The 13285-nt window shown below is 57.0% G+C and carries 9 protein-coding genes; 3 read left to right on the forward strand and 6 right to left on the reverse strand.

The genetic code is table 11. The annotated features are described in order from the left end of the window. The first annotated feature begins 49 nt into the window (after positions 1-49). On the forward strand, positions 50-1177 hold the full coding sequence (locus tag MKZ24_RS25950; RefSeq protein ID WP_042235068.1) for a YkvI family membrane protein: 1128 nt from the start codon (positions 50-52) through the stop codon (positions 1175-1177). Here MKZ24_RS25950 and MKZ24_RS25955 read toward each other — a convergent pair. From MKZ24_RS25955 to MKZ24_RS25965, 3 genes are read right to left on the reverse strand one after another with little or no spacing between them, the layout of a single operon-like run. After that, complete coding sequence (locus tag MKZ24_RS25955; protein ID WP_340788212.1) at positions 1164-4466, reverse strand: AAA family ATPase; 3303 nt, start codon at positions 4464-4466, stop codon at positions 1164-1166. The genes MKZ24_RS25950 and MKZ24_RS25955 overlap by 14 nt on opposite strands. Then, entirely contained in the window at positions 4463-5935 is a 1473-nt protein-coding gene (locus MKZ24_RS25960) for a metallophosphoesterase family protein (RefSeq protein ID WP_340788215.1), read from the reverse strand. Before MKZ24_RS25960 ends, MKZ24_RS25955 begins: the two co-directional genes overlap by 4 nt. 4 nt (positions 5936-5939) lie before the next feature. After that, positions 5940-7076, reverse strand: coding sequence for a glycosyltransferase family 4 protein (locus MKZ24_RS25965; protein WP_039299792.1), 1137 nt, complete (start codon positions 7074-7076; stop codon positions 5940-5942). A 190-nt stretch (positions 7077-7266) separates the two neighbouring features. Between MKZ24_RS25965 and MKZ24_RS25970 the strand changes: the two genes are divergently transcribed. Both MKZ24_RS25970 and MKZ24_RS25975 read left to right on the forward strand, forming a co-directional pair. Continuing rightward, entirely contained in the window at positions 7267-8673 is a 1407-nt protein-coding gene (locus tag MKZ24_RS25970; protein WP_340788218.1) for an RsmB/NOP family class I SAM-dependent RNA methyltransferase, read from the forward strand. A gap of 115 nt (positions 8674-8788) precedes the next feature. Beyond that, the gene (locus MKZ24_RS25975) at positions 8789-8878 is read left to right on the forward strand and encodes a sporulation protein YjcZ (protein ID WP_197073075.1); all 90 of its coding nucleotides are present in this window, start codon (positions 8789-8791) and stop codon (positions 8876-8878) included. A gap of 543 nt (positions 8879-9421) precedes the next feature. On the opposite strand, the gene MKZ24_RS25980 is transcribed toward MKZ24_RS25975, so the two are convergent. The 3 genes from MKZ24_RS25980 to MKZ24_RS25990 form a co-directional block, all read right to left on the reverse strand. Then, positions 9422-10225, reverse strand: a complete 804-nt coding sequence (locus tag MKZ24_RS25980; protein WP_340788224.1) for a Cof-type HAD-IIB family hydrolase — start codon at positions 10223-10225, stop codon at positions 9422-9424. A gap of 685 nt (positions 10226-10910) precedes the next feature. Then, a complete protein-coding gene (locus MKZ24_RS25985; RefSeq protein ID WP_340788227.1) occupies positions 10911-11675 on the reverse strand; it encodes a pseudouridine synthase in 765 nt (254 codons plus the stop codon). Positions 11676-11678: 3 nt separating this feature from the next. After that, complete coding sequence (locus MKZ24_RS25990) at positions 11679-13244, reverse strand: RsmB/NOP family class I SAM-dependent RNA methyltransferase (protein WP_340788230.1); 1566 nt, start codon at positions 13242-13244, stop codon at positions 11679-11681. Positions 13245-13285 lie beyond the last annotated feature (41 nt).

A 13285-nucleotide genomic window follows, 5' to 3' on the forward strand; every position in this document is an offset into this window, starting at 1 on the left:
CTGCCCGCACCGCTATTTAAATCTTCGCAGCATTCAGAGGAGGAGAACCATGAAGTCCCGAGTCCGCACATTGCAGATCGCTTTTACCTATATTGGCACCATTGTGGGTGCCGGCTTCGCCACCGGCCAGGAGATTCTCCGTTTCTTCACAAGATACGGCCACTGGGCCTTGCTGACCATCCTGTTCTCCACCGCGATATTTATTTGGCTTGGCACCAAAATGATGATTATCGCCCGGCGGATTGAGGCAGACTCCTATGAAGATTTCAACCGCCATCTGTTTGGAGAAAAGGTCGGCTCCAGCATCAGCCTGTTCACCATGATTATTCTGATTGGCGTGAACAGCATTATGCTGGCGGGTGCCGGGGCTATTTTTAAGGAGCATCTCGGAATGCCCTATCAGGCGGGGCTGCTGCTCACGATTCTCGGGTCCTATCTGCTGCTGAAGCGGGGCATTTCCGGAATCCTGCAAATCAATAGCCTGGTGGTTCCTTTGATGCTTACTCTGTCGCTAATTATTGTATTTAATACGCTGGGTGTTCCCGGTGCAGACCGATTCCTGTTCCTGCCGACAGACCATAGCTTCTTCAGTGCCTGGATGTCTCCGCTCCTGTATACCGCCTTTAACCTAGGCATGGCCCAGGCCGTGCTTGTTCCGCTGGCCCGGCATACCGAGGACGAGCAGGCGCTTGTACGCGGAGGGATTCTGGGCGGAGCCGGAATCGGGTTCATGCTTCTGGCAGCCCACTTTGCCATGAGTTCACAAATGCCGGGAATTCTGCAGTTCGAGATCCCGATGGGCAGCATCGCCTTCCGGCTGGGTCCCATCGTGCAGACGATTTTTCTGCTGCTGATCTTCATGGAAATCTTCAGTACCTTCGTCGCTGACATCTACGGGGTTAGCGTTCAACTGCAGCAGCGCCTGCCGGTCGCTCCAGCCCTGGTAACCCCGCTGCTTATGCTGGTCTGTTATGTGTTCAGCCAATTCGGCTTCAGTTCCCTGCTCAGGGTATTCTACCCGATCTTCGGCGCCCTGTGCCTGGTGTGGGCGGTCATGCTGATGCGTGCTCCCATGTCACAGCCGCCGCGGCCAAGCGGTCCGCCTGCCTCTGGAACCGGAGGTAAGGGCATCACCATTGTGGCGGTTAAGCCGGTGATCCGGACTACACGGAAATAACCGCAGCAGCAGGTATGATCCCCGCCACCGCTTCGGCCACATGCCGGTGGCAGGTCATCATCACAATCTGCCGGGATACCGACAATTCGCCCAGTAATCCGAGAGCCGCATGTAAGCGGTGTTCATCGAAATTGACAAACAAATCGTCGAAGAACAGCGGCAGGTTCACCTGACTGCTCATGGTCTCCGAAAGGGCCAGCCGGATCGCCAGATACAGCTGTTCCGCCGTCCCCCGGCTAAGCAGTCCGCTGTCCATCAGCCCGGCATCCTTATGCTCCGCTTTCAGCTCCTTGTGCCCCAGAGTCATTACGATCCGGCGGTACTCCCCATGCGTCAGCTTAGAGAAATATACAGAGGCAAGCTGCAGCACCTGCGGCTGCTTCTCCTGTTCATAGATCCGCCGCGTCCGTCCCATAAGCTCGGCCGCCAGCGCCGTTACCGCATATTGCCCGGCCAGATTATGCAGCGCCGCCCGCTGTTCTTCCAGCTGCTGAAGCGCCGAGTCCTCCATGCACCGCCCCCTCAGGTCCTCCCGTTCCTGCAGCAGCTTGCCGCGCTGCTGGAGCAGGGAACTGCGTTCTTCCTCCAGGCTCAACACCGCTTCTTCCGCCGCCATACGTTCCTGTTCAAGCACCCGGGCATCCCGATGCTCCAGCAGCAAGAGCAGTTCTGCCTTGCCTTCCTGCTCCCATCCGCCAAACATAGCCAGCTCCCACTGCCGTACCGACCGCGTCAGCTCACTATGCCTCAGCCAGGCCGATGAACGGCGCAGGAATTGTTCGCCGTTCTCAGCGCCGCCTTCCTGAAGGAGCCTGCTGCTCCGCCCGTTCAGCTCCTTCTGCTCTCTCCGGTTCGCAGCCAGTTCCTCATGAACTTGGGTAAGCCGCGCCTCTATACTCTCCCTGCGCAGCAGCTCTGTCTTCAGCGCCTCCCATTCCCGCTTCCGCAGCTCCAGCCAGGTTAGCAGTGAAAGAGAGTCCGGTGAAGCTTGAGTTGAAGCCCGGGCTCCGGCAGGAGGTTCAGCTTGGGGCTCCGGCTGCGGGCCTGATTGTGAGTTGGGATGTACGTGAGAGCTCAAAGTAACAGAGGAGTGATCCCTGCGGGCATCGGCAGCAGCCTCAGTATCTCTAAGCAGAATCATCCCTTCCTGCTCATAAGCAGCGCACTCTGACTCCAGTCCGCTGAGCCGGAGGGATAATTTGCCCTGCTGGCGCAGCAGTTCATTGCCTTGCTCCGCCAGGGCGAAGATATCCGGCAGGCCGTCCGGTGAGAGCCCTTCCGGCAGCCCCCGCTGGCGCAGCCATTCTTCATAACGAGCGGCCAGCTCCGTGAAGCTGGCTTCGGCATGGTCCAGCTCCTCTGCCAGTACCCGCTCCTGTCCGGCCAGCACCGCGAGCTCCGTGCGGCAGGCCTCGACTTCAGAGGTCTGCCGTTCGACGCGCTGGCGCCAGGCGTTCCACGCCTCCATCAGGCGGCGCAGCTCCTTCATCCCGGCCTCCAGCCCGCCGGCATCTTGTATGCCGCTCTCCGGCTCCGCCCCGGAGAGCAAAAGCCCGCGCAGCCGCAGCATCTCCGCTGCGGCCTTGCCTGCCTCCCCGCCGCCCGGCGCAGGCGGCGGATTAACGGCCGCCGCTGCGCGCAGGGCGGCCCACAGCCCCAGGTCCGCTGCGGCCAGCAGGCCGAGCGCGGACCATGCGCTGACCGGCGGCGCGCCGGTCAAGAGCAGCGCAGGCGGCAGCAGCAGCGTAAGCGCTGCGCCCGCCTGCAGGAGGCGCCGGTAGCGCTGAGCCCGGCGCCCGTTCCCGCCGGGGCGGCTGTCCCCGGCGGCAGTGCCTCTGCGGCGCGGGACCTCCGCGCCGCCTGCAGAGCCGCCGAGCAGCGCTTCGCGCCAGCGCTCGGCGGCCTGCTGCAGCTCGTCCCACAGCTGCAGCAGTTCACGCGGGCTGCGCTTCGCAATGCCCGCGAAGTCCGCTGCGCCGCTTGCGTACCCCTGCGCAAGCTGGCGTTCGGCCGCCTGCAGCGCAGCACTGGCGGCGGCCGTTCTGGCGCGGAGGCTCAGCAGCTCCGCGCCCCGGGTCTCCATTTGCCGGTCGTATCCGGCAAATGACGCAGCGTAGCGCCGCGCGGCTTCCCGGTCCGCCGCGCTGGCTGCGAAGCCCTCCAGCTCAGCGGCGCTCCAGCCCGCGCCAATGCTGCGCAGGATACGCTGGAGCTGTTCGCCCAGCGCGGCAAGCTCACCCGTCAGCCGCTGCCGCTCCGTGCGCTTGTCCTCATAGCTGCCCCGTCTGCGGTCCAGCGCTTCGAGAGCCGGCCCCTGCTGCTCCAGCAGGGAATCAGGCGGGTTCGTGGCAAGCTCAGCCGCAAGCTCTGCCTGCAGCCGTTCCAGGCGGAACGCCGCGCCCTGCAACCCCCGCAGATCACCCTCCAGTGACTTCCAGCGGTCCACTCCAGCTTCAGGGAACGCATCGATCTGCGGAAGCTCTGCCAGCTCAAGCCGGGCTTCAGACCATTTCAGCCACAGCTCACGGATCTCCTGCGCCTTCCGCAGCTTAAGCAGCTGGTCAGCCGCGGTTTCCCGGCTATCTTTCATCTGTAATAGCTTCTGCTCTACCGCTTCCAGAGCCAGGGTATTCTCATTATATCTGGGCAGATAGGAACGGCTCTCCGCTACCTCCCGCTCCAGCTTCTCAATAGACTGCAGAATCTTGGCGGCATCCTGCACCTTGCCCCGTGGCTTATAGAGCTTCTCGGCATCCTGGAGCAGGCGTTTCTCCGCCCGCATAATCTCACCGCCGCCGCCCATCCCGGCATGGAACAGGTAGCTGCTCATCTCACCGGACTGCAGCGCGCCAAGCTCCTGCAGCTCGTCCAGCGAGACGGCGAACAGCTGGCGGAACATACTCCGCGAGATGCCGCCCAGCAGGCGGCGCTCCAGCTCAGCCTGCTGCAGCTCCTCTGTGGTTCCATCCGGATGGCTGAGCGTAACCTGCAGCTTCTCTCCTCTTCCCGGCCCTTCACCGCCGGAAGCAAACCGGCGGATCGTCCAGAGGGCGCCTCTATCATCACGCGCATTCAGCACCCCGCCATGTGTTCCGCCCTGCAGCGGCTCATACCGCTCGGCAGGGTACGCCCGGCCGGGGATGCCGTACAGCATCGCGCGGATAAACTGCAGGGTAGTGCTTTTGCCGGCTTCATTACGCCCGAAGAGCACAGTGACCCCTTCGTTCAGCTTCATCTCCCGGCGGGCCAGACGGCCATAGCCGTCAATCCGCAAAGACTCAATTTTCATTCAGCATCCCCCCGCTCCCGCCATACAGTCAGGTCCGCCGCTTCCCCGTCACTGCCCTCTTCCTCCTGTATCACCATGCTCACCGCTGATCCACCGGCTCCGTCTTTTTCCAAGGGCCCGCTGGCCCGGGCAGACAGAACCTCTTCTCCTGCCACAGGATTCTGCGGCACACCGGCTTGCTCCTCTACTCCGCTGAGCAGCACAATGCCGAGCTCCGCAGCACTGCTTAGCCAGTCCCGCTTCTCTTCGCTCCCTGTGGACATGAGCAGCTTGCGCAGCTCCTGGTTCTCCATTAGCGGCCTTAGCGCAGTGGAGATCAGCTCCTCCAGCTCCTCGTCGTTCCCGCCGCTACGTCCGGCAAGACGCAGCATTTCTCCGAGAAAGCTGTCCTCCAGCAGCAGACGGCCCCGGTCAATAGCCAGTCCCGTTTCTATAGAGAAGCCTTCGGTCCACACGAGACCTGCATACTCCTTACGTTCCGCACGGACCGTTTCCCGCCGCTGCAGCTCGGCGAGCAGATCATCTGCCGCCCCCTTCTCTGTAAGTATCTTATGTATAGCTCCCCGCCCGGTCAGGCGGAATCTTACCACAGACATCAGCTGCGGTGTTTCTTCCCGGAGGTCTTCAACCGCATTCTCAACGGCCCGCGTCCACTCAGCCTCATCCGCCAGACCCTCCACCGGGATCTCACGGACCTGCCAGCGCACACTGTCCAGTTCATGGAAGGTCAGCGACGCAGCACCTTCTGCATCCACGTGGACGGTGTAGCAGCCTTTAGGGCCGGTCTCTTTAATACTTCGTCCCTGAATATTTCCCGGATAGACAATCGGCGGACGATCATGCAGAATACTGCGTTTATGAATATGCCCCAGCGCCCAATAGTCGTAGCCCCTGCCGATCAGATCCTTGCGGCTGCAGGGAGAGTACGTCTCATGCTGGAGATCCCCGTCCACATTGCCGTGCAGCAGGGCAATGTGGAACAGGCTGCTACCCGGTTGACGGTTAAACCGCAGCGCCGTATTCTCAGTCACTTTGGCAGTCGGATAGGAGATCCCGCTGATCACGGCTACCTCCCTGCCGTCCTCTCTGCGGCGGGCAATAGCCTGTTCCGGTTCGCTGCCGCCGAACACTGTAACGTGATCAGGCGGTGCCGCTGCCAGACGCGGCCCGTCCAGCGGATCATGATTTCCGTGAATCAGGAACACCTGAATCCCGTGCCGCCCGAGTTCCTCCAGCGCTTCCCGGAACCGGAGCTGACCCTGGAGAGAGGCATCGGAGACATCATAGACATCGCCGCTGATGACAACGAAATCTACCCTTTGCTCTATAGCTACGCCAACAAGCCGCCCGAGGGCGGCGAAGGTGGACTCCCGGAGATAGGAGCGTATAGCCTGCGGCAGATGGGACAGCCCTGCAAACCGGCTGTCCAGATGCAGATCCGCAGCATGCAGGAATCGAAAAGGAATCATACCCTCACCCCTTCATTCCCGGCTGAAACTGCAGGTAAGTCTTCTTCAGTTCATTGGCTACCCGGGTCAGGGAATAGAGGCTTTTGGCCTTATCCCAGGCCGAACGGGACAGCTCATAACGGTAGCCGGGATCACTGATCACTTTCTCAAGGGCATCTGCCAGTCCAAGCTCATCATCCGGATTCACCAGCAGCCCGTTGACGCCATCTTCAATCTGCTCGGGAATCCCGCCGACATTTGTCCCGACAAGTGCAAGGCAGCTGAGTGCAGCTTCCGCAAAGACTGACCCGAACGCTTCCGCCCGCGAAGGGAGAACAAAAATATCAAAGAACGGCATGAATTCCTCCGGATGCAGCGTATAGCCGTAAAAGATCGTTTCATTATAAATCCCCAGGTCCTGCGCCAGCTGCTCTAGCTCCGCCCGGCTCGGTCCGTCCCCGATAATATGCAGCACATATTCATGACCCCGCTTTTTGAGCTCGGCACAAGCCTTGAACAGTGTATCTATTCCTTTGGCCGGTACCAGACGGGTAACAGTGACCAGCTGCGGAATATCATTGTCATGCGGCACAGGCTTGAATCTCTTCTCGTCGAACCCGTTCGGAATGACGCCGATGCTCGCAGGATGATCTATATAAGGAGTTAAATATTCGGCAAAAGCGCGCGAAACCGTCATCAGCCGGTCGCTGACATGCTCCAGCTCGCGGTAAATCGAGACCAGAAACTGATGCTCCAGGCCGCCCTCCTGGATGGCTCCATTCAGAATCAGCTCGCGTTCATAGCTGGAGTGCAGCGTTTGAATTAAAGGAATTTCCGGATATATTCTTTTCATGGCCAGCCCGGCAATCGGGTGATGGGCATGGATCAGATCATAGCTTTTGCTCATCCGCAGCTTCGTCCACCAAATATAATCACGGTAGGTTTGGATATATTTTTGCACAACCGGACTTTCGCCGTACTGTGTCCAGTCAAAGGTTTCAAAGACAATTTCTTCGCGTCCCTTGCCCCGGATCCGTTTGGGCAGCCAGAACAAATCCATCTCCCAGCGGCTGGACCGGAAGCGTTCCTGCAGATAAGGGATCATAGAAGATACACCACCGGGCTGCTCCGGCGGGAAGAATAGCGCTTGCAGCAAGTTCATAAGGTACATCTCCCTTTACAATTGCCCTGATTACGGTGAGACCCGGCAATTATGATATAGTTGTGTATATGTAGAAGTACAATTACAGGTACGCTAAGGTCCATACTTTGATTTTATCGGTATCTACCTGAAACAGCAACTAAGATGACAGCTTTACTTATCTTGGATTTTGACTAGAGGAGAATGAAGTATGAATGAAGAACGGCTGCCTGCCGCTTACACCGCTGACATTAGAGAGATGCTGGGGGATACGGCAGACGCTTTTCTGGAGAGCTATCATGCACGGCGGACCCAGGGTCTGCGGTTCAATGGTTTAAAAAGCATTTCAGATCCGGGCCGCACAGCTGCGGAACAAGCAATATCCCAATTTAGTCTGTCTCCGGTGCCATGGTGTCCGGCAGGATTTTATTATGAAGAGCCTGCACGGCCGGGGAGACATCCTTATCATACCGCCGGACTATATTATATTCAGGAGCCCTCGGCAATGTCCGCAGCTGAGCTGCTTGGACCTCTTCCCGGGGAGACTGTGCTCGATCTTGCTGCCGCTCCCGGCGGCAAAACCACCCATATTGCCGCGCTGATGCAGGAACAAGGCTTGCTGATATCCAATGAAATACATCCGGAGCGGGCCAAAATACTCGCAGAAAATGTAGAGCGGCTTGGGATAGGGAGCGTGCTTGTCACCTCGGCAACCCCGGGGGAACTCTCCAAGCGGTTCCCTGAAGTCTTTGACCGGATTATGCTTGATGCGCCTTGCTCGGGTGAAGGAATGTTCCGCAAAGATCCTGCTGCCGTAAGCGAATGGTCACCGAAGCATGTGGAGATGTGTGTTGCCAGACAGTGGGATATATTGCAGGATGCCTACCTCATGCTGAAGCCGGGCGGCAGTATGGCTTACTCGACCTGCACCTTTAACCGCAAAGAAAACGAAGAGACGATCGAACACTTCATACAGAGCTATCCCGATATGGAGCTGATCGTTACGAAACGGCTGTGGCCTCATTTGGAAAAAGGCGAAGGGCATTTCGTAGCCCTGCTTCGCAAGGCAGTTGTAGAGCAAGATACCGAAGCCTCACAGCGCCAAGGCCGCAGCAAACGCGGAGACCGCGGCAAGAACAGTCCGAAAGTAAACGCCTCGCTCCGGGATGCCTATCAGCAGTTTATGAGCTGGTCGTCGGTAGAACTGCCCGGGTTTGCCGGGAGCGGCGTACCGCTTCTCTTCGGTGATTCCCTGTATCTGCTGCCCGAAGCATTCAATGACCGGCTGCACACCGGCCTGCTCGACGGCCTTAAGGTTCCGCGTGCCGGACTGCATATTGCCCACTTGAAGAAAAACCGGATTGAACCCGCCCACGCTCTGGCCATGGCGCTGAGACCGGATCAGGCGGCGCGGAGCTATGATATGCCATCCGCCGGGCCGGAAATTCAGGCCTGGCTGCGCGGGGAGAGTCTGCCCGTTCCGGCCAGCCTGCATGGCTGGACGCTGGTCAGCGTGGATGGCTTGTCTGTAGGCTGGGGCAAAGCCAGCTCCGGCCAGCTGAAGAATCACCTGCCCAAGGGCCTGCGGATTCTGAAAGCCCATGTTGATGAGGTTTAGGCTGCTGACCAGTTCAGGAAGCCTCCTCACGCATATGATGTCATTATCCCATGGAGCTCCGCTGAACTACTAACGCGGCAATGGGAACAGACATGAGTCAAGGGAGGAATCAGACATGGGTGCAGTTCCAGGCTTCACATCGACCGGTGCGATTTTGGTGCTCTTCATATTGCTCGTTATCATTTCCCGTTCGTTGTTTGTCTAATTCCGCTTTAGCAGCATAGCGTATAGACACAAGCGGCCCGGCCGTTCCTTTCAGGAGCGGCAAGGCTGCTTTTTTGCGTTTTTTATTTGCGCTTTTTATATACTTTTTTCTTATTATCCGAACGGAACTCCACAAAAAAAGCACAGCACAGAGCCCCCAAGGCACTGAACCATGCTTTATGTAAGTCTTCGTCTTCTGCAAGCTTCACTGATCCTGAATGCTGTGAAGCAGCCCGGGCTGTGGGAATAGTTGGATTTTCAACACTTAATCATTCTGTCTCTGCTGCTTTGCCAATAATAAGTGGATTTCCGTCACTAATTTCGCCCAGATTCCCGATTTTCTACAGAGGGAGTGAAATTAAGTGTCTTTTTTCCAACTGCTGCCCTGTAACTGCAGATTTCCGCATAATTAGATGACGTTTTTCTACTTAGCACACCGCCGGGCCAATCATTCTACCGCGCAACAAAACGCCTACGCCGAGTAACTCAAAGAATATCTAAGCGGAGCATTTACCGGAGAACCAGAATTTTACCAAGACAGAAGTCAAGAAGACAGGCAGTATTTCACCAGCGCATCGCGTACACCATTGTCATTATTCGTTCCGGTAACCGCATCTGCTGCTGCTTTGACCTCAAGCGGTGAGTTGTCCATAGCAACACCCAGGCCGGCATACGTCAGCATAGAAATATCATTATAATAATTGCCGATCGACAGGACCTGCTCTTGGGGAATGCCCAGCTCTGCGGCCAGGTTCTTCAGGGCATTGCCTTTGGAGGCTTCCGGGTGCATGAAGTCCACGAAGAACTCTCCGCTGCGCAGAATGTTGTACTGTTCTCCCCAGGTAGACCATTCCCGCTGCGCTTCATCCAGAATATCAGACTGCGTGAACACGGTGAATTTCACAATCGGTTCGCGGAAATCCTCCCAGGCCGGCAGCGAGGCAGGCATAATCCGGAAATGCTCGTACATGAAGTTGGCTTCCTTGGTCAAGTTCTCGACATTGTCGACATACATATCAAATGCAGTGTTAACGTCGAAATGGATATCATGTTCGCGGCAATACGCGATATACGGATCGAGCCCTCTGGCGTCCATTCCATATTGGTGCAGTACTTTGCGGTCCTTCACACGCACCGTCACCGCTCCGTTATGCCCCAGCACATACCCTGACAAGCCCATCTCCTCCATGAACGGAATCGAATTCTGCGGGCTGCGTCCTGTACACAATACGATCTGGCCGCCCTGGCGGGTAACCTCGGCAATGGCCGCTTTATTCTCGTCACTTAAGTGATGATCATCGTCCAGCAGCGTTCCATCCACATCAAGTGCTATCAGCTTGTATTTCATACTCCACCATCCTTATTTCTCTGTATAATATACCTCACTCTGTCTCAAAAGCTTACCTAACCCCCATCAACTAAGATTCCGTTTATATCAAAGGTTGTGTAAATCCTTCACCCGCACAGCTGCCCAAAATCGGCTGAATAGTGCGTGAGTCTCGGAGGTACTGTAAGCGAGCCATACGTAAGTTTAAAACTCCTGTACTCATTCCACGTGACTGTTCCTGTCCTTACAAGGCAACGCCTGTATTTCTCCAACAAGAATGTATTTTCGTGCTAACAGACCTTAACGCTAGCACGCACCTCCACTATTTCGTACAATTAAAGGGCCATTGTACCTTGGTTGTCACCCATTTGGGCAGATTTAGTTGTACAGAATACAGTTATAAGGCGTAAGCATCCCTTTTCGCTGTTTTTAATTGTACATTATTCAACTATCACTGAATTTCCATTTGGACGAAGCATATCAAAAGCAGCATTGTTGAATACACTCGCTTTTTCAATTCTGAAGTTGTACTAGCTAGCTAACATCCGCTACGGTCCGGCGTACAGTCGTTTCACCTTTATTACATGCAAGCCCCGGCGGTCCGCCGAAGTTATATTAGCCTTCCACCCTTTTTTAGGATCTGGCATTCTGCCAGGTCTGCTCTTCATTTGCTGGAGATGCCGCTCCATCACTTATATCCGCTAGCTTATTCCTCCGCTCCGCCCCGGCGCAGAAGCTCCAGCTCTTCAGCAGTCAGTTCCCGGCAGGCGCCGAGCGGCAGGCTCTCATCCAGCTTCAGCTCACCCATCGATACGCGCTTCAGGAAAACGACCTTCTTCCCGACCGCCACGAACATCCGCTTCACCTGATGGAATTTGCCCTCCGTGATCGTGAGCGAGATATACGACAGCACCTTGCTGCCTCTTTCTCTGCTCAGAATCCTTAGGCTTGCTGGCAGCGTCACATACCCATCCTCCAGCTCCACCCCGGCTGCAAAAGCGGCCACATCCGCCGCATCGACCTCACCTTCGACAGTAGCTTCGTAGGTTTTGGGCACATGCTTACGCGGGGACAGCAGCTCATGAGCCAGCTTGCCGTCGTTCGTAAGCAGCAAGAGGCCCACAGTATCCTTATCCAGCCGTCCCACCGGGAACGGCTCGAACAGCGCATGCTCAGCTTTAAGCAGATCCAGAACGGTACGGTCACGTTTGTCCTCAGTCGCGGACAGGACGCCTGGCGGTTTATTCATCATCAGATAGATGTATTCACGGTACAGAACCGGCTCACCGCCAACCTCGATCATGTCCTGCCCGGGGTCTACATGAAATCCGCTGTCTTTGACGACAGCGCCATTCACCGTAATCATCCCCTGCTTCGCCTGCTTGCGGATATCGCTGCGTGAGCCAATACCCATATGGGACAATATTTTATCGATCCGCTGCTTCTTATTCGTATTTCCTGCTCCACTCATAATCTATGTCCACCTCCAGCCTGCGGGATATTCGTTCTTCAGCATACCGTCCTGCCATTTGCCCCAGCCTGCGCTGAAGCCGTCAATACAGACGAGCGTGTAACCTTTGGAGGCATGACCGGCCTTAATGGACAGACGTTCCTGCGGAATCGACAAGGTCTCTCCCTTCAGGTAGGAGACAGCTTCACCGCTTGCACTGGACAGCGACACACTTCGGCTGCTCTCCGCAGGATGCAAGGCTGTTGCCAGCGGATGCCCGGGAATAAATCGGCCGCTCTTCATATGTCCGACATACCAGCCCGGTCGGATCGTCTTCAGTCCGTCCAGCGCTTTACGCGGCAACGGCGAGAGATACAAGTGATCTCCGAACCATACCGGATATCCGGCGGGCATCGTCCCAAGCAGCTCCTGAATAAAATCAGCATATACCGCAAGCGATGCTTCTTCCCCGGTTCCCTGAAGCTGCCGTCCGGCAGCAGCTCCAGTTTTGCCAGGCCCCCGTCCGCCCTTACCTCCGCGCCCGTTCTCAGCTTTACCTGCCGAAGCTTTGACAGGGGAAGCAGACCTGTTATCCCGGTTACGCGGAGATATGGATACGGTCGCCTCTTTGAAGTCCGCCCTTGCTTCTATGAGGTCTGCTCTTGCCTCTATACCTGCCTCTCCGGCTATATCAGGACTTCCGTCATGCCGCAGAACAGCCATGAAGTGTCCTTCGCCCATGACCTTATGCGGCCACAGCCGCGCGGCACCCGGCAATGGACCTAATCCGGCAGCAAAAGAACCGCTGCCGCCCACCGGTACCAGCGAGAACTGCGGATGACCGGATAAGAAGTCATCAATCATCTCTTCATTCTCCTCCAAGGCGAAGGTACATGTCGAGTACACGACCGTTCCGCCCGGCTTTAGCGCTGCCGCTGCCGCCGCAAGGATATCCCGCTGCATACCGGCATATTTGGCCGGAGTTTCCGGTTCCCACTGCTTGACCATATCCTCGTCCTTGCGGAACATGCCTTCACCGGAGCAAGGCGCGTCAATCAGTATCCGGTCAAAGAACCCGGGGAATGCGGCTGCAATCCGCTCCGGGCTCTCATTCAGTACAATTCCGTTACGCACTCCATACAGCTCCAGATTCTTGGCAAGTGCCTTCGTCCGTTCCGGATGAAGGTCGTTGGTAATCAGCAGACCTTCGCCTTGTAGCTTGGCGGCAATCTGCGTGGATTTGCCGCCGGGCGCAGCACACAGATCCAGTACCCGGTCACCCGGCTGAACGCCAAGCAATTCGACGGGCGCCATGGCACTGGGCTCCTGGATATAATATAACCCGGCATGATAATACGGGTGTTTGCCGGGTCTGGCTCCCTCTCCGGTATAGAAACCGGTAGGGCACCAGGGAATAGGCTCTAGCCCGAAAGGGGATCGTCCGCGCAGCTCGTCCACAGTAATTTTCAGCGTATTTACGCGGATTCCTCCGTAGGGAGACTGCTTATATGTATCCACAAATTGATCGTACTCAGTTCCCAGCAATTCTTTCATGCGCTCCATGAAAAGCCCGGGCAGTTGTGCCGCCATGATGCCGTCCTCCTGCTCAAATAATCAAGGAACACCCCTGC

The sequence above is a fragment of the Paenibacillus sp. FSL R7-0297 genome (genome assembly GCF_038009025.1).
Classification (GTDB): Bacteria; Bacillota; Bacilli; order Paenibacillales; family Paenibacillaceae; genus Paenibacillus_AQ.